8 protein-coding genes and 1 tRNA gene are annotated in these 22,838 nt (G+C 70.4%); 1 reads left to right on the top strand and 8 read right to left on the bottom strand.

Annotated features, from left to right (window positions below):
• Positions 1–4: 4 nt before the first annotated feature.
• From FB561_RS10020 to FB561_RS37810, 5 genes are all read right to left on the bottom strand, one after another.
• Positions 5–95: transfer RNA gene (locus FB561_RS10020), tRNA-Ser, on the bottom strand.
• A gap of 13 nt (positions 96–108) precedes the next feature.
• Positions 109–543, bottom strand: coding sequence for a tRNA adenosine(34) deaminase TadA (gene tadA / locus FB561_RS10015; RefSeq protein WP_145805307.1), 435 nt, complete (start codon positions 541–543; stop codon positions 109–111).
• A gap of 28 nt (positions 544–571) precedes the next feature.
• Complete coding sequence (locus FB561_RS10010) at positions 572–1,048, bottom strand: tRNA adenosine deaminase-associated protein (protein ID WP_145805305.1); 477 nt, start codon at positions 1,046–1,048, stop codon at positions 572–574.
• A gap of 109 nt (positions 1,049–1,157) precedes the next feature.
• Complete coding sequence (locus FB561_RS10005) at positions 1,158–2,504, bottom strand: hypothetical protein (RefSeq protein WP_145805303.1); 1,347 nt, start codon at positions 2,502–2,504, stop codon at positions 1,158–1,160.
• A 63-nt stretch (positions 2,505–2,567) separates the two neighbouring features.
• Positions 2,568–2,738 (bottom strand): hypothetical protein, encoded by a 171-nt coding sequence (locus tag FB561_RS37810; RefSeq protein ID WP_170284535.1) that lies wholly within the window; start codon positions 2,736–2,738, stop codon positions 2,568–2,570.
• Positions 2,739–2,870: 132 nt separating this feature from the next.
• Between FB561_RS37810 and upp the strand changes: the two genes are divergently transcribed.
• Positions 2,871–3,512, top strand: coding sequence for a uracil phosphoribosyltransferase (upp, locus tag FB561_RS10000; RefSeq protein ID WP_145805301.1), 642 nt, complete (start codon positions 2,871–2,873; stop codon positions 3,510–3,512).
• Between the two features lie 3 nt (positions 3,513–3,515).
• On the opposite strand, the gene FB561_RS09995 is transcribed toward upp, so the two are convergent.
• From FB561_RS09995 to FB561_RS09985, 3 genes are all read right to left on the bottom strand, one after another.
• Positions 3,516–4,532: a phage baseplate protein gene (locus tag FB561_RS09995; protein WP_145805299.1), complete on the bottom strand. Its 1,017-nt coding sequence runs from the start codon at positions 4,530–4,532 to the stop codon at positions 3,516–3,518.
• 79 nt (positions 4,533–4,611) lie between these two features.
• A complete protein-coding gene (locus FB561_RS09990; protein WP_145805297.1) occupies positions 4,612–7,149 on the bottom strand; it encodes a right-handed parallel beta-helix repeat-containing protein in 2,538 nt (845 codons plus the stop codon).
• The gene (locus tag FB561_RS09985; protein WP_145805295.1) at positions 7,146–22,712 is read right to left on the bottom strand and encodes an actin cross-linking domain-containing toxin; all 15,567 of its coding nucleotides are present in this window, start codon (positions 22,710–22,712) and stop codon (positions 7,146–7,148) included. The genes FB561_RS09990 and FB561_RS09985 overlap by 4 nt, the downstream gene beginning before the upstream one ends.
• Positions 22,713–22,838 lie beyond the last annotated feature (126 nt).

Here is a 22,838-nt window from a genome sequence, read left to right as displayed (position 1 = left end):
CGGTTGGCGGTGGCGGAGGGATTTGAACCCTCGGACGGGGGTTGCCCGTCACGCGCTTTCGAGGCGCGCTCCTTCGGCCGCTCGGACACGCCACCGCCGGAGAGGCTATCAAGGTCTGTGCCCAATGAAGAAATCGCGCAGCCGGGAACCCGTCTCGTCGGCCATGACTCCGCTCACAACCTCGGGCCGGTGGTTGAGCCGGCGGTCCCGGACGACGTCCCAGAGCGAGCCGACGGCACCCGCCTTCTCGTCGTACGCGCCGAACACCAGGCGGTCGATCCGGGACAGCACGATCGCGCCCGCGCACATCGTGCAGGGCTCCAGGGTGACCACCAGGGTGCAGCCGCTGAGCCGCCATTCGCCGACGTGCCGGGCGGCTTCGCGGATCGCGAGCACCTCGGCATGGGCGGTCGGGTCGCCGGTCGCCTCGCGTTCGTTGTGGCCGCGGCCGATGACCTCGCCGTCCTCGTCGACGACGATCGCGCCGATCGGTACGTCCGCGCTGCCCTCGGCCTTCTCGGCCTCCGCCAGCGCCAGCAGCATCAGCCGGGACCAGGCCCGGTACGCCGGACTAACCAATGGCCTCGATCGCCTCTTGGAACTGGGTGCCGAACCCGAGCGCCTCGGCGACCTCCTCGAGCATCTCCTCGGGGTACAGGTCGACGTCGTCGATCAGCGCGCCGAGGTCCATCGCGCTCATCCCCAGGTCGGCCACGATCGCCAGGTCCCCGGCCGGGACCTGGTCGTCGTCGTCCTCGGCCAGCGGGATGTCGAGCTCGTCCAGCACCTGCCGGGCCAGCGGCCACTCGGTCGCGGCGGTGACGTCCGACATCAGCAGCCGGGCCCGGCCACCGACCACCCGGAGCAGCACGAAGAAGTCCTCGTCGACCGAGATCAGGCCGAGCACGCCGGTCTCGCCCGGGTACCGGCGCAAGGAACTGACCAGCGCGGACAGGTCGGGTTCGCCGCGCAGGACCAGTGGCGTCACGGTCCACACGCCGTCCTCGGCGTACGCCGCGAGCGCGAAGTCGAGCTCTGTCGTGGTCATCTGCCCAGGATCAGACACGGGCTCATCGTCGCAGACTCAAGCTCCGGACGGGAGGTGTCCGCGATCTCGACGCGGTATCGGTGCCGCCCCGATTCGCGCTCGACGCCTCCTAGGGCTGCACGGTGAACGGACCGAAGGTGCCGGAGCGGCTGCTGGCGACTCGCGGGAGCGCGGTCGGGTAGTCCAGAACCGCGGTGAAGGTCTCGCCGGCTGCGAACGGGACGGACCAGTGGGTGAAGAAGTAGCCGCTGCTGGTCGTCCGGGCCTGGCCGACCACGGCCCAGCCGGCGTCGGCCGGGCGCTTGGCGATCACCCGGACGACCTCGTTCGGGAGCCCGGTGTACGTGCCGTTGGGCTGCCTGGCCTTGAGGAAACCGAAGCTGGACATCGTCGTCCCGAACTTGACCGGCGGGCCCGCCGTCGGAGCCACGGTGCCGGTCAACCAGCTCGGCTGGGTCGGCAGCTGCTTGACCGTGACCGTGACCTCGCGGCTCCACGGGGTGTTGTCCAGCCGCTCGCCGGACACCACGACGCGCAGCCGGTACACGCCGGCCCTGGTCGGCCTCCAGTAGCGCTCGTACGCCCCGTTCGCGCCGATGAAGCCGTACGACCCGGTGGTTGCCCACGCCTTGCCGTTCCACAGTTGCAGATCGGCCTGCAGGCGGCCCGGGTACGCCGTCCCGCCGACCTTCCACCATGCGTTGGCGTAGGCGTTCGGGAGCGGCTGCAGGTAGCTCATCGCGATCAGCTTGTGTGCTGTCACCCACTCGGTCAGCTCGGCCACGTAGTTCCCGCCGGCCTCCGTGGTCGCGCGAAGCGTGGTGTTCTGGGTGAACGGGACCGTCACCTTGTACCGGCCGGCCGCGTCGGTCTTCGCTGTGGCGATCAGCAGGTTCCGGGTCCAGTGCCGGATCGTCACCGTGGTGTTGGCGGCCGGCACGAGGGCCCCGGTGTTCGAGTACCTGCGGAGCTGCCCGGACAACGTCGTCCGGGCGGCACCGCTGGTCCGGGCCGGCTGGTCCAGCGTCAGCTCGCTGCCGCGATAGACGTGGAACCGCACATCCGTCTCGAGGATGTTCGCGCCGTGCGTGACCCTGGTGATCACCCAGTCGCCACCCCCGGTCGCCGCGGTCAGCGAGAGGTACCCGTACCAGGTCCAACTCGGCGGCATCCCTCGGCCGCCCTGATGGGTCAGCGCGACTGTGGTCCTGCCGGTCCCGTCCGCTTTCTGCACGTCGACGGTCATGCCGCTGCAATCGACAGCGTCGTGGAAGGCCCGCATCTCGATCGGTACCTGCCGGGTGTTCTTCAGCACGATCGTCTCGACCGGGTCGGTGTCCTGGCTGATCGTCGGCGGCACGGACAGGCAGTCGTCCTCGGCGGCGGCCGACACACTCACCTGCCCCGTGACCCCGAGCAGTACCGCGGCGAGAAGGACAACGAGACGACGGCGCATGGCCCACACTCCTTGACGGGATCCCTGTCTGCTTGATGCCGGGATCCGGCCGGAAGTTGTGGGTCAGTGGTGGTACGTCGCCCGGCGCATCGCCTCGCGGAGCTGGCGGACCCGGGCCCGGCGGGGAGCGATCCGGTCCCGGAGGGCGCGGGCCTCCTCCAGCTCGCGGAGGAAGGCGGCACGGCGACGGAGCCGGTCGAGTTGTTCGGGCGTCTTGCCGGTGTTCTCGGTCACGGGCATACGTCCTTCGTCGGTCGAGGCCAAGCGCCCGGGGCGGGCAGGTGCGCAAACCCAAATCGACTGCGCTTCGACCGTAACAGCGTGCGAACTTTCCGGCAGCGAATCGCCGACGGTACGTTGGCGGCCATGCAGATCCTCGTCGTGGACCACCCGCTCGTCGCCCACAAGCTCACCGCGCTGCGGGACGAGCGGACGGACTCGCCGACCTTTCGGCGGCTCACCGAGGAGCTCGTCACGCTGCTCGCGTACGAGGCGACCCGGGACGTCCGGACCGGGCCGATCACCGTACAGACCCCGGTCGCCGAGGCCGAGGGGATCAAGCTGACCTCGCCGAAGCCGCTGGTGGTACCGATCCTGCGGGCCGGGCTCGGCATGCTGGAGGGGATGTCGCGGCTGCTGCCGACCGCCGAGGTCGGGTTCCTCGGGATGATCCGGAACGAGGAGACGCTGACCGCCTCGACCTACGCCGAGCGGCTGCCCGAGGACCTGCACGGCCGGCAGTGCTACGTGCTCGACCCGATGCTCGCGACCGGCGGCACGCTGGCGGCCGCGATCCAGTTCCTGGTGGACCGCGGCGCCGACCACATCACCGCGATCTGCCTGCTGGCCGCGCCCGAGGGCGTCGAGCGGGTCGAGCGCGAACTGGCCGATCTCAACGTCCCGTGCAACCTGGTGATCGCCGGGATGGACTCGCACCTGAACGACAAGGGCTACATCGTGCCCGGCCTGGGCGACGCCGGCGACCGGCTGTACGGCGTCGCCCAGTAGAGCTCAGACCAGCGTGTTCCGGTAGAACAGGTTGGCCCGTCGGTCACCGCCGACACCGGAAGCGAACCCGAAGAACAGCCGCGCCGTCGGATCGGTCGAGCCGTACACGGCCATCCCCTCGGCCTCGCGGTAGGTCAGGCTCTTCCCGGCGAGGGTCAGGAACGTCTCCACCACCTCGCCGGAGTTGATGTCGTAGCACCACAGCCGCGAGTTCGCCTTGGTCTCGTCGGGCTCACCGGGGTACGCCGTGCCTTCCCAGAAGTACGCGTACGAGCCGTACAGCGTCCAGCCCTGGAAGGAGACGCCGGCCGTCATCGTCGGCTGCTTGAAGCTGGCCAGCACGGTGCTGAAGTCACCGCGCGCCGCGGCGGCCAGCGAGTACACGTTGACATGCATGCCGTCGGCGAGCGAGTACCGCACCCCGAGCCGGCCGTACCGCTGGTCGACCGCCGGGGTGAACACGCTGCCGTCGGCCACCGGCTTCCACTTCGTCAGCGAGGCGGAGTCCTTGGTCAGAGTCGCGCCGTTCTGCCACGGAAAGCGGCAGATCTGCCGGCCCCGCCCGTTCGCGGTGTCGACGTCGGTCTCGGTCCACAGGTACGACGTGCCGCCGACGGCCTCGGCGCCGATCGAGACGGCGTGCCCGAAGCCGGACAGGTACATGTGGCCGAGGACGTTGCCGGCGAAGTCCAGCCTGGTCAGGGCCAGGTCACCGCTGTTGGCCGGGCTGCCGGCCTTCAACTGTCCGGCGAAGAGCCGGTCGTTCGGGGTGTCGAAGGCGAACGACTGCAGCACGGTGACATCGCGCAACGGCTTGTGCCGGAAGAACTCGTTGGTCGTGGCGCTCATCCGGAACCGCTTGGTCGGTGGCAACGAGAGCGCGCTCTGCGGCGGCAGACCCGGCGCACCGGGACGGCCCGAGGGGCGGGTGGACGGGGCGGCGGAGGCGGGGGTCCCGACGGTACCGGCAGCGAGGATCGCACCGGCCCCGGCGAGCAGCCCGCGACGGGAAAGGTCCATAGCCCGCGACGGTAAATGTCTTACCGGGAAAAGTCAGTAGCTCGCACACAAATTTCTGCGAACTCCCCAGGAATCAGTGTTACGAAGTCGGCAGGTCCGCCGCCTCCAGGCAGACCAGCTGGGCCGGGGTCGGCGCCGCCAGCTCGGCCAGCCGGTGCGCCTGCCGCTCGGTCATCGCCTGGAACACCTGCCGCGCCGACCGCCCGTTGCCGAAACCCTCGCCGCGCGGCAACACCTGGAACAGCTCCGCCAGCGCAGTCCGCGCGTCCCCGCTCAGCTCGTACTGGTGCTCGCCCGCGTGGTACTCCACGATCGCCACCAGCTCGTCGGCGGAGTAGTCGTCGAACAGCAACGTCCGGGTGAACCGCGACGACAATCCCGGGTTCGACCCGATGAACCGGTCCATGTCGTTCACGTACCCCGCCACGATCACCACCAGGTCCTCGCGGTGGTCTTCCATCATCTTCACCAGCGTCGCGATCGCCTCGGCACCGAAGTCGTTCCCGATCCCGACCGGCGCCAGCGAGTACGCCTCGTCGATGAACAGCACGCCACCGAGGGCCTGGTTCACCGCGGCCGTGGTCTTCGGCCCGGTGTGGCCCACGTACTCGCCGACCAGCGCGGTCCGGTCCACCTCGACCAGGTGGCCCTTGCGGAGCAGGCCGAGCGCCTTCAGGACCCGGCCGTACAACCGGGCGACCGTGGTCTTGCCGGTGCCCGGATTCCCGGCGAAGACGAGGTGCCGGCTCAACGGCGGTGCCGGCAACCCGGCCTCCTGCCGCATCCGGACCGCCTGCATCAGCTTCACCATCGACTGGACGTCCCGCTTCACCTTGTCCAGGCCGACCTGCTCGTCGAGCTCGGCGAGTACGTCCTCGAGGGTCTCGTCCTCGGGCGGCATGCTCTCGTCCAGCACCGGCTCCGGGACGGCGCCCGGCTCGTTCGCGGTGGCCGTGGCTCCGGTCCGCGCCGCTCCGGCCGACGGGGTCGAGGCCGCCATCGGTACGCCGTCGACCGTGCAGTCCTCGAACTTCGGGTTCGCGCCTTCGTCCAGACCGGCCGCGCCCACGCAGTCGCGGATCCGGAGATGCCGCAGGACCGGCGAGCTCCCCGCGCTCAGGTGCAGAGCCGGGTACTTCGTGCCGACCACGTCGCAGTCGGTGAACGTCCCGCCGGCCTTCTCGGCGAGGTAGATCCCGTTCTTCGCCACCCCGGTGACCCGCAGCCCGTTCACGGTCGGCGTGACCCCGGACCAGACGACCAGGCCGGACCCTTCGCTGTGCTCGATCGAGCCCCCGGAGATCTCCGCGCTCGCCCCGCTTCCGACGACGACGCCGGCCGCCTTGGTCTTGCTCACCCGGACAGCGTCCAGCCGCGCCGTACCGCTGCCGGCCAGCTCGACCCCGGTCCCCTTGGTCCCGGTCACCGAACACGCCACCAGGCTGGTCCCGGCCTTCGACTCCAGGTGCACCCCGGTCGATCCACCGGAGATCCGGCAGTCCTCGGCCCTGACCACCGCGTCGTCCACCACCGACAGGGCGGTCAGGCCGACGTCGGTGATGCCGCAGCCGTCCACCTCGACCCGGGCCGCGTCGGTCGCGTGAATGCCGTGCTCGGCACCACCCCGGACCAGGCAGCCGTCAAGCCGTACAGTCGTCGTCCCGGCCAGGTGAAGCGCGCTGAACGCCGACCGGTCGAACCGGGTGTCGGTCAGCACCGCCTGCGCCGCGTCGGTGATCAGCAGCCCGTTCGCTCCCGAGTCGGCGACGGTGCAGCCGGTCATGGTCAGCTCGGCCTCGTCCTGGACCACCAGGCCACTCGCCTGCGTGTCCCGCACCCGGCAGTCGGTCAGCTCGGCCTTGGCCTTGCCGGCCAGCTGGACCGCGGCCGCGCCCGCCTTGTCGATCGTGGCTTCCATCAACGAACCGGTCGATCCGTCCTCCAGCAGGACGGCGGCCATCCCGGTCCGGCGCAGCACCGAGTCGGTCATCGTCAGCCGGGCTGAGCCGCGCAGCCGGAACCCGTACGCGGCCGTCGCGGTCATCCGGAGACGGTTCACCTCCAGCTGCGCGGCCCCGGACAGGACGACGCCGATGCCGTCGATCTTCTCGATCGTGGTGTCCTCGAGCTGGGCCCGGATCCGGCCGGACAGGTGCATCGCGGCCAGCCGGCCAGTGCTCAGCGTCGACCGCTTCACCAGCACCGAGGTCACGCCGTACCCGCTCAGGTCCGCGCTCTGGCTGCCACCTTCGTTGCCGCGGGCATGGATCCGGCCGCCGGTGACGGCACAGTCCTCGATCAGGACACCGGCGCCGCCGGAGACCCCGATCGCCGGGGTGTCACCGTCGTCGGCGGACCGGACCACCAGACCACGTAGCCCGCACTCGATCCCCTCGACCACGAGCGTCGGCTCCCCGGCGCCCCGGATCCCGACCAGCTCGACACTGCCCTGACCCTGCTCGGCGACCACGGCCACGGAGCGGTCCAGGACGACCTGCTCCTCGTAGCGGCCGGCGGCGACCAGGACGACATCCCCTGGGCCGGCGGCGCGGACCGCGTCGGCGATCCGCCGGTAGGTCCCCCGCCCGCCCTTGGGCGCCACATACCTAGTCGTCACGACCGCTCCCCGTCGCCCGGTCCGGAGGCCGCGGGCGGCTGAGCACCGGGCGGCAGGACCAGGCCTGAGTTGGTTGTCTCCAGCGGTGGCACGGTAACACTGGGCGGCAGCTCCAGCGGTCGCGACCACGGCGGGTTCATCGACGCGCGCAGGGCCGGGCCGAGCAGTCCCAGTGCCATCCCCTTCTCGAAGAGCTTGAGCCCGAATCCGGCGGCCAGGTCGGCGACGCCGCCCTTCTGGAAGTACCGGCCGGCGCTGAAGCCCATCCCGATCGTCCGCACCATGCCGAGGCTGTTCGCCACCGCGTACCCGGTCGCCATCGACATCCCGCCCTCGGCCAGCGCCTCCCAGCCGGACAGCTGCACCGGCTTGCCGTCCGGACCGGTGACGCCGAAGATCGCCGCGTTCATGCTGCCGGTGACCAGGCCGGTGAGCGGCAGCAGCAACATGCCGAGCCCGTAGTCGAAGGTCCCGGCCCGCCACTTGGTGACGCCGGCGTTGCCCGCCCACTCCACGCCCCAGGTGGCGTTGTTGTTGGTCGGCCGGTTGGTGACCAGCTTGCCGCCGTCCAGGTTGCCCATCGTCGACTTCAGCTCGCGCAGCGAACCACCGAGCTTCGTCTCGGTCAGCGCGGTCCCGGCGACCGTCCGCAGGGTCGTCCCGACCGCGGCGCTCATCAGTGCCTTGAGGGCGTCGGTCCCGGTGAACGGCTTGTTCTGCGCCTCGGCGATGATCGCCAGGATGATCAAGCCGGCGGCGTAGTCGAGGACGAACTCCGTGCCGACGGTCAGCAGCACCTTCTGGGTCAGCAGCCGCGAGTACGAGGCGTAGTTCGCCTCCATCCGGAGCGGGTCCCGGCCCGGCCGCAACGTCTTCGCGTCGAACGACCAGTCCGAGTGCATCAGCCACGGCTGCCGCTGGGCATCACCGATCCGCGCGTTCCAGCCGCGGAACTCGGTCAACGGGCCACGGAAGTCGAACTCGTTGCCGGTCAGCCGGAGCCGGCCGTCGCGGAGCTCGAAGACCAAGCCGTTCTGGGACCGCTCACCGACGACCGCGCCGGTGTCGTCCCAGAGCTTCCACTGGCCGTGCACCTTGTCGGTCTCCAGGTAGTTCGCTCCGGACAGCGCCCGTTCCCGGACGATCTTGTCGAAGTCGAACTCCTTCCACTGGGCCAGATCGGAGCGGCCGTTCGCATCCACGGTGTACTCCCGGACCCGGACCGGCCGGCCGTCGCCGAGGTGCTGCGGCGTCTCGAACCGGACCTGCCGGACCGACTGTGCGGTCCCGGGCTGGAAGTCCGCGTGGTACTTGGCGTTCTGGCTCCAGCGCGCCGACCAGGTCCCGTCGCCGGTACCCCAGCGCCGGTCGAAGGTGATCGCGCTGTCGGTCCTGCTCCCGAACTTGTCGAACTCCGCGCTGTGCCAGTTGTTGTTGGCCGACTTCCAGGACTCGACGTACCGGCCCTCGTCGAGCATCCGGCGGTCCCGGACCAGGTTGCCCGCGGCATCGAAGTCGCGGAACGAGTTGTCCCAGGTGATCGACTCGTCCCGGGATCCCTTGAAGTGCAGGCGATCGCCGCCGGGGCCGGTCGGGGTCCCGGTGGCGTCCAGCTCCCGCCAGGTCCACCGCGAGCCGTCGGCCGGCCCGGTCGCCTGGACGTAGCGGGGCGGCTGGTTCCCCCGGACCCCGGGGACCAGGTGCTGCTCGCCGACCAGGTTGCCGTGCGGGTCGCGCTGGATCCACAGGTTGGTGTTGCCCGGCTCGGGGAACTCGCGGACCTGGCCGCCCGGCTCGCTCTTGCGGATCAGTACCCAGTCCGGGTCCTGGCCGGGCCGGCTCGGTCCGGGCAGCCGGACGAAGTCCTCCCAGCTGCGGGTGTCGTCGTCGAACACCCGCCAGCCTCGCGAGGTCTCGTTGTCCCACGCCTTCGCCGGCCGGCCGTTCAGGGTCGGCAGGGCTGTCTCCGGCGGAGTGACCTGGTCCCCGACCTTGAGCTTGCTGCCGTCGTGCAGCTTGCCCTCGAACCGGACGAAGTTCCCGGCCAGGTCGACGTCGACGAACGACTCGTCGCCGGCCTGGTAGCGGATCCCCCGCTGGTTGCCGCCGGCACCGGTCGTCTCCCAGCGGTGGATCTGGTACTGCTGATCCTTCGCGATGTGCGCGGTGTACCCGTCGAACGTGCGGTTGTTGTCCTGCACCAGCTCGCGGAACCACACCGGCGGCCGCTGCTCGCCGACCCGGGTGGCCACGACGAGGTCGCCGTTCGCCAGCGTCTTCCCGCTGCCGATCGGCTTGTCGCCGGTCCCCCGGACCTCGAACTCGCCGGACCGGGTCAGCCCGTCGGTCCCGTTCTCGAGCTTGTACTCCTGGTACTGGCGGGCCCGGTCGACGCCGTGGAAGGTGCCCCACTTCTGCTGCGCGACCTCGGTCCCGGTACCGATCGTGACCCGGTCGGTGAAGCCGTCGCCGACGCTCTCCCAGGTCCGCGGCCCGGACGCGACCAGGCCGCCTTCGGCGTCGAACCGGTTCCAGGTCCAGGTGTTGTCGGTGCCGCGGATCGCGAGTACGTGCCCGGTGATCTCCTTCTCGGCCTTGCCCATCGGGCCGACCTGTTCGGCGATCGGGTTGTCGTACTTCTGCAGCCCCTGCTCGTAGTGCCGCACGGTCCGGCCGGTGTGGTCGACGTCGCTGAAGGAGAAGCCGCCGGTGTCGTGGTGGCGCTTGCCCCAGTTCGTCATCGCGCCGGCGCTGTCGTACGTGGCCCAGGTGGTCCGGCGGTCGAAGTTACCGAAGCCGAGCGTGTCGGTCCGCCGGAAGCTGTCCAGGACGGTGCCGTCGGGCAACCAGCGGCGTTCGAAGACCTGCACCTCCTTGGCGGTGGAGCTGAGCAGCTTCACGTTGCCGTTGCCGGTCCCGGCGATCTCGACCTTGCCGTGCAGGAAGCCACCGGTCCCGACGTGGTCCGTCGAACCACCGGTCCGGCTCCAGGTCCCGGCGACGCGGTCCACCACGTACTGGTACTCGGTGGCCTGGCCGTTGCGCACGACCGGGAAACCTTGCTCGGTGAGCTGACCGGTCCGCGAGTACTGGTGGTACTCGCCGTGGCGCGGGCTGCCGGGCGCCTGCAGCTCGATCCGGACACCGCCCTGGGCGTCGATCGTGACCTGGTGCGGCGTCGTCGTCGGGGTACCGGACCTGTCGGTCCAGGTGATCGTCCCGTCGGGGTCACGGGTGACCCGCGAACCGAGCTGCCCGGCGCCGAGCGGATCCAGGTCCGTGACCTCGCGAATCAGCGTGCCGTCGGTGTCGTAGCGGAAGGTGCGGTTGCCCTCGGTGACGTCGAAACGGCCACCAGGCAGGGATTCCAGCTTGGTGCCCACGTTGGGATCGACCAGTTCGTGGGTGATGCTCAGGCCGGTGTTCTCCACCTTGACCTTGACGTCACCGGGGAGCTGCTGGATCTGCACCTCGACCACGTCCTCCGGCCAGGAAGCGGGCCGCGGCAGCGGGGCGAACTCGTCGCTGTCGTGCAGGATCGTGCTGCGCAGCTTGGCCGCGATCCCGCCCAGCTCGGTGCTCTCCCAGGGTCCCTTGGTGATCTCGCGGGCACCGCCGGCGAACTTCACCCCGACCGTCCCGGCGGCCGTGTCGTGGGTGACCGTGACGGTCAGCTCGTCGGTGGAACCCGGCCGGCTCACGGTCAGCGTGGTCAGGTTGCCGTCGGCACTCGTCTCGGTCCGGACCACGGCGTACTTGTACCCGGGCCAGTTGCCGATCGCCTGCTGGTCGAAGGCGCGGACCAGGTCGTCGTACGCGGTCGTCAGCGGCATCCCCGGCCACGGCTCGCGGAGGAACCGGCGGAGCTTGTCGGCCGGGATCTGGACCGCCTCGACCGGGATCACCTTCAGCGTCACCCCGTCGACCACGACCTCCTTGGTGTCGCCGGTCCGGACCAGCGTGGTCGGCGCGAGCGTCACCTCCGACTGGGCCTGGTTCAGCGCGGGTGGGTCGGTGTCGAGCCGCTGGTACCCCGGTGGGTACGACATCGCCAGCTTGCCGTGCCCGGCCGGGACGTCGATCTCGAAGACGTAGGTGTTCTCCGGCAGGCCCTTGCGGGTCCACTCGACCTGGAAGGCGAGATCCTGCGAGGTCGAGCTCGGCAGCCGCTCGACGAACTGGTGGCCGGACGCGGTCGCCTGGTCCATGTCGACGCTGCGGTACAAGGTGATCGGGCGGTCCGGGCCCTTGAACAGCAGCTCCTGGGTGACGTCGTGGAACCGCACCGTGTCGTCGATCATCGCCTCGGGATCCTTGACGAAGCCGCCGTACCCGCGCTTGCCGGTGAAGGCCGCGGTCTGCACCTTGCGGATCATCGCGTGCACCCCGGTGCTCTTGTCCAGCGCCTCGGTCAGGTGCAGGCGGGACGCGTCGAGCGCGTTGTTCCAACGGGCCGCGTCCCCGGCGAACCCGTCGGGAAGTGCGGCCGGGGCGAGCGGGGTCGAGGTCGGGTGCGGCGTCTGGAAGGACCCGCTGCGGGCGTACACCTGCGGGCCGTCCGGCGTCGCGACGATCAGGCCGTCGTCGGTGATCTTGACCGGCCACGGCTGACCGAGCGCGTCGACCACCTGGGCCGACTTGGGTACTCCGCCGGGGCTCAGCGACAGCGTCACCGACCGGCCGTCGAGGCCTCCGCCGACGAGCGCGAACTCGTCGGAGATCGGTACGAGCTTGCCGCCGAAAGGCTTGAACAGCCAGGTCTCGACGCTGCTGACACCGTCGTCGCCCAGCCGGTGCACCGCGACCAGGTTGTCCGCCGTGAGCTCGGACCGGAACCCGGCCGTCGTCCCGGTCAGCGAGAGACCCTCGTCCGCGAGCCGGATCCGCAGGTCCGTGCCCGGGACCACCCCGGTCCGCGGCCGGCCGGTGAAAGCGGTCAGGTCGCGCGCGTTCGGCTGGCCGATCGGTTCCGGCATCCGCCGCCAGGCCGTCGGCGCCAGCTTGCCGGCGAACACGTCGCTGTTGTGCAGCAGCCCGGACTTCAGGTCGGTCGCGAACCGGGCGTAGTCCGTCCCGCTCCAGGTCCCGCCGAAGAACCGCTCGCCGTTGAACCGCGCGACCACCGACACGGCATCGGCGTCGACGTCGCGGGTCACCGTGATCACCAGCCGGTCGTCGGTACCCGGTTTGGTCACCCGGATCACGTTCTCCAGCCGGTCCGGCCGGATCGCCGAGGTGACCGACACGTCCCGCAGCCCCTGGAACTTGCGCAGCGCGTCGCCCGACAGCGCCTCGGCGAAGTCGTCGAACGCGGTCCGCGAGCCCAGTCCCGGCCACTCCTCGCGGATCAGGCGGTCGTACTGGGCCGAGGGCAACTGCTCGGCGCGGACCGGGATGACGGTCAGGTCGCCCATCGGCCGGTTCTCGCCGGTCCGGATCAGCCTGGTCGGCGCCAGCGTCACCTCGTATTGCGCCTGGTTCACCGCCGGCGCGTCCCCGTCACCCGGCCGGTACCGCTCCGGGTAGGCCATCGCGAGCTTGGTGTGCTGCGGCGGGACGTCGATCTCGAACACGACCCGGCTGCCCTTGACGCCGTTGTCCGCCCAGGTCCGCTGGAACTCCAGCCCGTTGGACGTCGAGGACGGCAACCGCTCGACGAACTCGTCCGCCTTCGCCGCCATCGGGTCGAGCGACATCCCGCGGTACACCGTGACGCGCGGGTTGGGGCCGTGGAACGCGGTCTGGGTGGCCGTGGTGACGAACTCATCCACCTTGCTGATCAGGTCGTTGGCGTTCGTCGTCGACAGGTCGACAAAGCCGCCGTACCCGCGGTGCGAGGTGAAGGCAGAGTTCGTGACGTCGTCCATCAAGGTCAGGATCGTGTCGTCGGCCTGCGCGGCGGCCAGGTGGGTCCGGGACAGCTGCACGTTGTCGGCCCAGCGCTGTGCGGCCACCGGATCCTGCAAGTGGGCCGCTACCGGCGTCGGCGCGTCCGCGGTGACGCCCTGGTCGAGCTGGCGGAACGCGCCCGTCGCCCGGTCGTACTTCAGGGTGCCGCCCGGCGAGGCGATCGAGATGGTGTCGCCGTTCGCCTTGACGGGCCAGTGCACGCCGTCCAGGTCCTTGATCGTCCCCGCGTACAGGCTGCCGCTGAAGCCCTCGTCTGTCATCCGGAGCCACTGCCCGTTGAGGACGTCGCCGTTGAGCTGCAGCGACTCCCCGGTCAGCACCAGCCCGCCGCGGCGCGTCGGCCGGTACTCCCAGGAGTGCGCCACGCTGCCCTCGGGGGTCAGCTTGGTCACCGACACCGAGGACCCGGTGTGCTGGACGTCGATCTGGCCACCACGCGGAGCGTCGATCGAGATGACCGTGCTGCCCTGCACGGTGACCCGGACGTCGCCCGGGAGATCATGCGCCCGGACGGTCGTGTCGGCCATCGGGTTCATTCGGACCGAGCTGCCCTCGGGCCGGGTCGGTGCGCCACCGACGAGGCGCGGGCGGTCCTGGATCGAGGCCGCGAGCAGGTCGTCCAACTGCGCCCGCACGGTGTCGAACTGCATCCCGTGCTTCGCGTCGAACGACCCCTTCAGCGCGGTGAACCGGTCGGACGCTGCCCGCAGATCCTGCAGCGCGTTCTCGCCGAGCGAGGGACCGCTCGACGGACCGTCGACCCGCTCGCCCAGTTCGTCGTACTTGGCGCCGGCCGCGCGGTAGTCGTCGTACGCCCGCTGGACCCGGCCGAAGTCGTCGAGCCGGGTGGTGAGGTCCGCGTCGGTGTCACCGACCCGGCGGAACAGGTCGACCCGGGCAGCGTTCTCGGCGTCCCACACCTGCGAGATCGGCTGCGGCGAACCCGCGTTCTTCCAAGCGGCCGGCTCGATCCGTCCGGCGAACTGCTCGCTGTTGTGCAGCACACCACCGCGCAGGTCGGTCGCGATGTGCGCGAACTCCGCCTTGCTCCACGCCTTGTCGAAGACCAAGTCCCCGTGCAACTGCCCGCTGGTGACCCGGACCGAGTCGCCCTCGCGGGTCACGGTGATCACCATCTGCTCGGCCACGCCCGGCTTGCTGACGTGGATCGTGCGGACCAGTCCGTCCGGGCTCAGCGTCGAGTGCACCGACACGTCGGCCATCCCGTCGAACTTGCGCAGCCCGTCCGCCGAGAACGCGCGGCCGAAGTCGTCGAAGGCGGTTTCGGCCGGCAACCCGGACCACTTCGCCGTGATCATCTCGTCGTACCGGGCGGGCGGGATCTGCTCGGCCCGGACCGGGACGACGGTCATCCCGTTCTCCACCCTGGACGGGCCGGTGCGGACCAGGGTCGTCGGGGCCAGGGTGACCTCGAACTGGTCCTGGTTCCACGCCTTCGCCTCGTCGGCGCCGCGCTGGTAGCCGTCCGGGTACGACAGCGCGAGCTTGTTGTGCGCCGGCGGGACGTCGATCTCGAAGACGACCCGGTTGCTCAGTACGCCGTTCTTGGCCCACTCGTCCTGGAACTTCATCGTGCTGGAGGTCGAGATCGGCAACCGCTCGGTGAAGCTGGTCGCCTTCGCCGCGGCCGGGTCCATCGACACCCCGCGGTACACGGTGACGTGGTCGGCCGGGCCCTTGGTGAGCAGATCCTGGGTGACCGAGTGGAAGGTGCGGACCTTGGTGACCAGGGTGCCGTCGGCCAGCGCGCTCGGGTTCACGTACCCCTCGTAGCCGCGCTTGGACGTGAAGGAGCCACCCATCACGTCCTTCATCAGGTTCTCGACGGCCTTGGTGTTCGCCGCCTCGCCGAGATGGGTCCGGGACAGCTCGGCCTGCGCGGTCCAGCGGTTCGCGTCGGTCACGTCCGGCGGCGGGACCGGCCGGCCGAGCTGGTCGCCGGTGTGCGTGACCTGGCCTTGGAAGGTGCCGCTCCGGTCGTACTTGAAGACGCCACCCGGGGCCGCCACGACCAGGTCGTCACCGGACACCTTGACCGGCAGGCCGCCACCGAGATCGTCCAGGGCGCCGTCCAGCTTGCCCGCCATCCCGGTGGCCGCGCCGAACCTGCCGGCCAGTGGACCGTCGACGAGGTGGAAGCTCTGGCCGATCAGGTTCGGCCGGCCGAAGCCCTGCCGGAACGTCCAGCTCCGGACCACGTCCCCGGTGCCGCCGAGCTCGGAGACCGTCACCTCGCGGCCGTTGACCGAGCCGGTGAACGAGTCCGCGCGGCTACCGGTGAACGTGACCGTCGCCCCGTCGACCTGGTACGAGACACCCCCGCCGGGGACCTCGAACGACCGGCCCGCCCCGTCCAGCTTGGCCCGCTTCGGCAGTTGGTCGAGCTCGCCCCGGACGTCGTCGAACTCGACGTCGTGCTTGCGCTTGAACGTGGTCTTCGCGGCGTCCAGGTCGATCCGGACCTGCTCGCCGACCGGCAGGTCGGAGGCCGGCCCGTCGGCGCGATCCCCGTGCAGGTCGAAGGTCCGCTGCGCCTGCTGGAAGTTCGTGTCGGTCTGCTGCAGCCGGGCGAAGTCCTCCATCCGGGCGTCGACCATCGCATCGGTGTCGCCCGGCCGACGGAACACCGTGGCCTTGAGGGCCAGATCCTGGTCCCACCGCGGGTTGAACGAGCCGTTGCCGTGCCAGTCCGCGGGCTTCGACATCCCGACGAACAGGTCGTTGTCGTGCAGCGTGCCGGCCCGCAGATCGGTGGCGATGGAGCCGAACTCGTCGCCGCTCCACGGACCCCTGGTACTGGTGACGCCGTCCGCGGTCGAGGTCACCGTCACCGCGTCGTCCTCGACGTTCCGGGTGACCGTGATGGTCAGCTCGTTCCCGTCGAAGCCGGGCTTGCTGACGGTGATCGTGTTCACCAGGCCGTCGTCGCTGAGCTTGGACGTCGCGGTGACGTCGGACAGGTTCGCGAACTTCCGCAGATTCGCCTGGTCGAACGCCTTCCCGAAGTGCCCGAACGCCTCGGCCGACGGCATGCCGCTCCACCGCTCGAGGATCAGCTCGTCGACCTGGTCCGACGGGATCTGCTCGGCCTTGACCGGAATGACGGTCAGCCCGTCGCGCTCGAACGACTCACCGGTCCGCTTCAGCACGGTCGGCGACAGCGTCACCTCGAACTGCTCCTGGTTCAGCGCCTTCGCCTCGGCCGCACCCGGGGTGTACCCCCCGGGGTACGACATCGCCAGCTTGCCGTGCCCGGGCGGGACGTCGATCTCGAGGACGACCCGGTTCTGCGGGGCGCCGGCGCTCTTCGACCAGGTCGAAGGCTGGAAGTCCCAGGCGCTCGACGTGGAGATCGGCAACCGCTCGACGAACTCGTCCGCCTGCGCGGCCACCGGGTCCATCGACAGGCCGCGGTAGACCTTGGTCCTCCCGATCGGTCCCTGGCCGAGCAGGTCGTCGGCCGCCCGGTTGAAGTCGTCCACGGCCTCGATCAACCGATCGGCACCGAAGGACCGCACCGCGTCCGGGTCGAGGAAACCACCGAAGAACCGCTTGTTGGTGAACGCGCCTTCGCGGATCTGGAGCATCAACCGGCGCACGCCGTCGACCTGGTCGATCGCCGCCAGGTGGGTCCGGGACAGGTCGACCTGCGCGAGCCACTGCGCCTGACCTGCCTCGTCACCGTCCAGCCGGGTCGGCAGGTTGATCGCGGGCCGCGGACCGGCCACGCCCGGCTCGACCCGGAGGAAGTTCCCGGCCCGGTCGTAGAACTCCGGTCCGTGCGCCGACGGGACCCGGAACTCGCCCGTGGAGCCGGAGAAGGTGACGCCCAGCCGCCCGCCCTGGCCGTCGGGGACCCAGGTGGTCTGCGGCAGGCCGGCGTCGATGTCCACGGTCAGCCGGTGACCGTTGGCGCTGCCACCACCGCTCAGTACCAGGTCGTCTCCGGTCAGCATCGGCTCGCCGGTCCGGCGGTTGAGCTGGAAGGTCAGCGTCCGCAGGCCGTCGTCGGTCGAGACCGTGAGCGTGTTGCCGGTCAGCACACTGTCGTACTCGCCGGCGCGCCCGCCGCTGAAGTTCGCCCTGGTGCCGTCGAAGCTGAAGGTGGCACCACCACCCGGTACGACGACCTGCTGTGATCCCGCACCGAGCAGCCGCGGCCGGTCCTTGAGGGACTCGGTGATGAGGTCGTCCAGCTGCTGCTGGATCCCGTCGACCTTCATCCCGTGCTTGGTCTCGAAGGTCGCCGTCGCGATGTCCAGCTCGTTCCCCGCCCGCTGGACGGCGGCCTCCACGTCGAGGCCGACCGCGGGACCGTTCGACGGGCCGTCACCGCGGTGACCCAGCGCGGCCAGGTCGTCGAGGGCGACGTCGAGCCTCGCCTGCGCGACCTGGACCTCGCGGAAGTCGTCCATCCGGACGGAGACGACCGCGTCGGTGTCACCAGGCTTGCGGAACACCCCGGCCTTGGCGGCGAAGTCGTTCTGCCAGGCCTCGTCGAACGACTGCGTGATCGGCCGGGCCGGACGCGGCTGCTCCTTCAACGGATCCAGGGTCACGTCGTCCACGGTCTGCTGGACCGACCCGGTCTCCGGCTGCTTGCCCTTGACATCGATCTCGGGCTGCTTGCCGTTGACGTCGATCTCCGGTTGCTTTCCCTTGAGGTCCAGGTCCGGCGGCCTGCCGGTGAGGTCGGTCTCCGGGCGCGGCGGCGCCGGGGTCCCGGTGATCTCCTCCCACTTCGCCGGGTTGGTCGTGATCAGCCACTCGGCCTTCTGCGGCGCCGTACTGACCTTCACGATCTTGCCGGTGGACCAGTCCGCCTTGTCCGGGAACTCTCCCCGGTACCAGTTCGCCAACGCGTCGGCCTGATCCGGGTCGCGGACGAACGCGTTGATGTCCTTGACCGCCTGCGGCCGCCCGGCGCCGAGGTCCGCGAGCGCGTCGGTCACCGTCACGACCGGGACCTTCTGCTGCGGGACCAGGTGCTTCAGCCCGTCCGGTACGGAGCGGAACTCGAACAGCAGCGCCTTCTCCCCGGCGATGACGGCGTCGTTGATGCCGTGCCCGGCCACCTCGCCACCACCGAGCAGGTACGCCTTGACCTCCTTCCAGGCCAGCTGATCACCGGGCGCGGGGGTGTCCCGCAAGAGCTTGAGCGTCGCGAGCCGGTCGCCGTCGGACAGCGACTCGAGGACGATCTTCGGCTGCGTCCGCGGCAGTACACCCCAGTCGTTCTTCACCGCCGGGTCGGTCAGGCTCCGGTTCGTCGCACCCGGGAACTCGCCGATCGAGATGCCGTGCTTCTCCACCTGCTGCGAGGTGAACGTCATGATCGACTTCAGGTACGTGTAAGCACCCGCCACCGCGTCCGGGTCGTCCAGCTTGTTGCCCAGAGCCACCAATGCGGCGTCGTTCCGGAACTCCGCCTTGTACCAGGGGTTGTCGGCCAGCAGCCGGAGTTCGTTGGTCGCGCCGCCGCCGAAGTCGGAGGCCTTCACCCCGACCGTGATCTGCTGCCCGGTCACCGGCATCTGCACCGAGCCCACGTCGTCCAGGGCCATCCCGGCGCCGCCGGCCAGGACGTGCCGGTTGTTCGAGATCTGCAGCTCGAACCGTCCGTCCGGACTGCGCACCGGCTCCATCGGCTTGTGGTTCGCGGTGTTCAGCCGGCCCTTGAACACGTCGAGCAGGAAGTCGGTCGCGTCGTCGGCGACGCCGGCCGCGGCCTCGTCCCCCACCTTGCCCGGGTAGGTGACCAGCTCCACGGTGTGGGTCCGCCACTCCTTGCCGCCGGCGGCCACGTCCGGCAGGTCCGCCGGGTTCCCGTACTTGCCGTTGTTCATGTCCTTGGTGACCATGACCACCGGCTCGTCGGTGTCGACCCGCTTGACGAACGCGAAGGTCCGGTCGGTACCCACCGGCATCGCCACCACGAAGCCGCGCAGTTCGCTCTCGGACCCGTAGGAGGCGCTGTCGAACTCCTTCCGGAACGCCGGCGCCGGCACCTGCACCGGCCGATCGACGGCGGAGCCGCCGGGCGCGGGACCGCGGTTCACCACGGCCGGTGCGGGCGGAGGTGGCGGCGGCGCGGTGTGGGACGCCGCGGGAAGCGGAGGCGGGGGTGGTGGCGGCGCGGTGTGGGACGCCGCGGGGAGCGGGGGCGGAGGCGGTGGGGTGACCGAGTCGGTGGACCGTCCGTCCATACCGCCGAGCAGCCGCGGCCGCTCCTTCAGCGACTCCAGCGTCAGCTCGTCGAGCTGCTGCTGGAGGCCGTCGGCATCCATCCCGTGCTTGCCTGCGAACTCCGCCTTCGCCGCGGACAGATCGGCCTCGGCGGCGCGCAGGTCCAGGTGCACCTTGTCGCCGACCGACGGCCCGGAGGACGGCCCGTCGATCCGGTGCCCATGGATCGCGACGTCGTCGACCGCGGCGTCGAACTTGGCCTGGGCCCGCTGGACCTGGCCGAATTCGTCCATCTTGGCGTTGACCGCGAGGTCGTCGTCGCCCGGCTTGCGGAACACCCCGGCCCTGGCCGCGAGGTCGTTGTCCCAGGTCGAGCTGACCGCCTGGCTCTGGAACTTGCCCTGCGCGGTGTAGACCGAGCTGATGCCCTGGGAGTCGATCAGCTGGATCTCGCCGCTGTCGAGCTGCCGCACGCCCGGTCCACCCGGGACGGCGTCGCCGCTGATCGTGGTGACCTTGAGCTCGCCGTTCACGCCGCCCGGGACCAGGACGTGATCGTCCGGCCGCAGGATCCCGTCGGCCCGGGTGAGCCGCAGCCCCTCGTCGAGCTTGAGACCGCTGCTGTCGAACCGGATCGTGGTCCCGGTCGCGCTGTCGGTGAACCGGATGTTGCCGCCGGCCAGCACGTCCATCCGGCCGTTCGGGCCACCCCCGTACAGGTGGTAGTTGGAGATCCCGCCCGCGGTGCGCTCGACCTTGACGACGACGGCCGGGCGGTCCGGGATCCCGGTCAGCGGGATCTCGGCCCGGCTGGCGATCGTGTTCGTGCCGATCCCCGAGGTGGCGATGTCGGCGCCCTTGGCCAGCGAGTACCCGGGGTCGTGGACCAGGTTGGTGGCCTTCGGGGCGACCGGGACCAGCTGGGTCTCCAGCGCCTGGCCCGGGGTCGGCGCGTGCCCGGGGATCCCGACCTGGCCGAGGCTCTCCACCGGTGCCGTTGCGGTGGGCAACGGCTTGTCACCGACCAGGATCGTCGGGGTGTGCTCTTGCGAACCGGCGTTTCCGGGCAGGTCCTGCTTCGGGTTGGGCCCGGTGGTGTGCACGGTGGTCGGCTGGACGTCGAGGTCGACGGCCCGCGTCGGTACCGCGACCTGCTGCACGTTGACCGTCGGCGGAACCGGCGCGGTCTGGGACCCGGCCAGACCCGGGTTGTCGACCCTCGTGACGACCGGGGGTGTCGCCTTGAGGTCGGCGCCGGCCAGGTTCGGATTGACGGTCACGTCGGCCCCGGGCTTCACCGCGCCGACCGGGGGCGGGGTGACGCCCTGGGACACCGCACCCGGATTGTGGACCAGGTCGAGGGCGGCGCTGATCCGGTCGGCGACCGGCGACGGGACCGAGTGGGTACCGCTGAAGGTCGGGCCGTTGGGCGTACCGAAGAGCTCGTGGGCGATCGACCGGATCTGGCCGGCGTGGAAGCCGTTCGCCGCGCCGTCGAAGATCTGCTGGCCGAAGTGCGAGGTCACCGTCGGCGGGTTGGCCCGGATCGAGGTCCCGGCCAGATCGGTCAGGCCGGTCGAGCCCGACGGGTTCGAGACGTGCAACGAGCCGAGGTTGTTCAGCGCCGGCGTCTGCACGTTGGTCGTCCCCAGGTGCGTCGCTCCGACCTCCGGGGTCCCGACGTGCGGGGTCGGGACCCCGGTGACCCCGGTGGTACCGATGGCGACGTTGTTGACGTGCGGCGCGGGGACGTTCGTGGTGCCGATGTTCGCGAGCGCCGTGTTGTTCACGTGCACCGCCGGCGGGGTCGCGCCGGTGGCGACGTCGATCGGCCGGATCGCGACACCGGCCTGCGGCGTGGTCACGTTGGTGAGCGCCGTCGTCGGGATCTGCGGCGTCCCGGCGCCGGCGGCCGGGTTCACCACGCCGGGCGGGACGTTCGGGATCTGCAGGCCCGCGTTCGCCGGGACCTCCAGGCCGCCGGGCGTGGTGATGGTCGGCGTCACGGTCTTGCCGAAGTCGCCGTTGCGGAGCGGGATCAGGTCCGGCAGGTCGACGGTCAGGTTGCCACCGCGGAAGCCGGCGCCGATCGCCTCGCTCGGTCCCTTGAAGTTCAGCGGGACCAGCTCGACCGGCTTCAGCAGCTGCGCCTTGAAGTCGTGCCAGGCACCGGTCTTCCCACCGCCGGTGTCGGTCTGGATCGCCGGGCTCACCTTCGGGACCTGCGGCAGCCCGAACACGTTCTTGCCCAGCACGCCGCGGTCGAACACACCGATCTTCAGCGCCTTGGCGAAGGACTGGAAGTTGGTGAACCCGAGCGCCTTGAAGGCCCGGATCTCGTCCCCCGCGACCGGCAGGAAGATCCTGGTCCACTGCAGGTTGCCGAAGTGCGCCTTGGTGAAGTTCCAGGTCCCGGACAGACCGGTCTTGATGCCGTTCACGACCACCGAGAAGCCGCGGCCGAGCGCCGGCGGGATGGCGGCGATGCCGGTCGTCAGCTTGCTGATCCCGGTGAGGCTGATCTTGCCGAAGTTGTTGACGAAGTTCGCCGCCGTGACCGGGAAGTTGTGGATGTTCTTGATCACGAACAGGCCGGTCTCGGTGATCGACAGGGTGCCGAGCCCGGTCAGCCCCTTCAGCCCGGTGAGCAGGCCCTTGAAGGTGAAGTTCCCGTTGAAGATGGTCTTGATGCCCTGGGTGATGCCCTTGACCCCGGCCCCGATCCCGGACCCGACCGCCTTCATGATGCTGAAGATCGGCAGCGCCTTGGTGGTCGGCGCGATCAGCCCGAGGCCGGCCAGGAACAGGTCCAGGAAGCTCGCGTCCCCTTTGGCGACGTCGACGATCGTCTTGATGAACAGGGCCAGGTTCACCCCCAGCGCGATCAGCGCGATCGGGCCGCCGAAGATCAGCGCCGGGATGATCAGGATGATCGCCAGCCACTTGAAGGCTTCCCAGAACGCCTCGCACTCCGAGATCGGCAGCTGGATGTCGGAGACCCCGTTGATCTTGCCCGCGTAGGTCGAGGCCTGCTCGGACTGGTACTCACCGGCCGACTTGGCGGTCTCCTTGTGGGTGTCGCGGTCCGGGTCGTCCTCGGACAGCCCGCGGCCGGCCGCCAGCGCGGCGTCGGCCTTGCCCTGCTGCTCGATCACCACGTCGCGCCAGTCCCGCAGCGCCTGGGCCGAGGTCTCGAACGCGGACGCCACGTCCTCGACATGGCCGCGCAACCGGCCGTCCACCTTGCCGCGGAGCGCCTCGGCCGTCTTGCCGACGAACACGCTGTCGTCGTTCTTGTTCATCACGGCTTCGATGGCGTCGATGATCTCCCGCGCCTTGCCGCCCATCTTCTGCAGACCGTCGGCGAGCGACTTGATCTTCTCGGGGTCGCCGGGCGTGGGGTCGCTGCCGAGGCCGATCGCGTCCCAGTCTCCAGGCCGTGGCATCCGACCCCCTTCCCCGTGGCTGAAGTGGTCCTCCGCAGAGTCCACGCCGCAGGGCGCCCCACGGTTCAGTCCGGCGGCCGGAAATTCCGGCGGAGACCATTTCTGAACCTCGCGCGCCGCTGCGGC

Origin of the sequence: Kribbella amoyensis, assembly GCF_007828865.1 — a bacterium.
Taxonomy (GTDB): Bacteria; Actinomycetota; Actinomycetes; order Propionibacteriales; family Kribbellaceae; genus Kribbella; species Kribbella amoyensis.
This window is presented reverse-complemented; position numbering and strand designations above follow the sequence as displayed.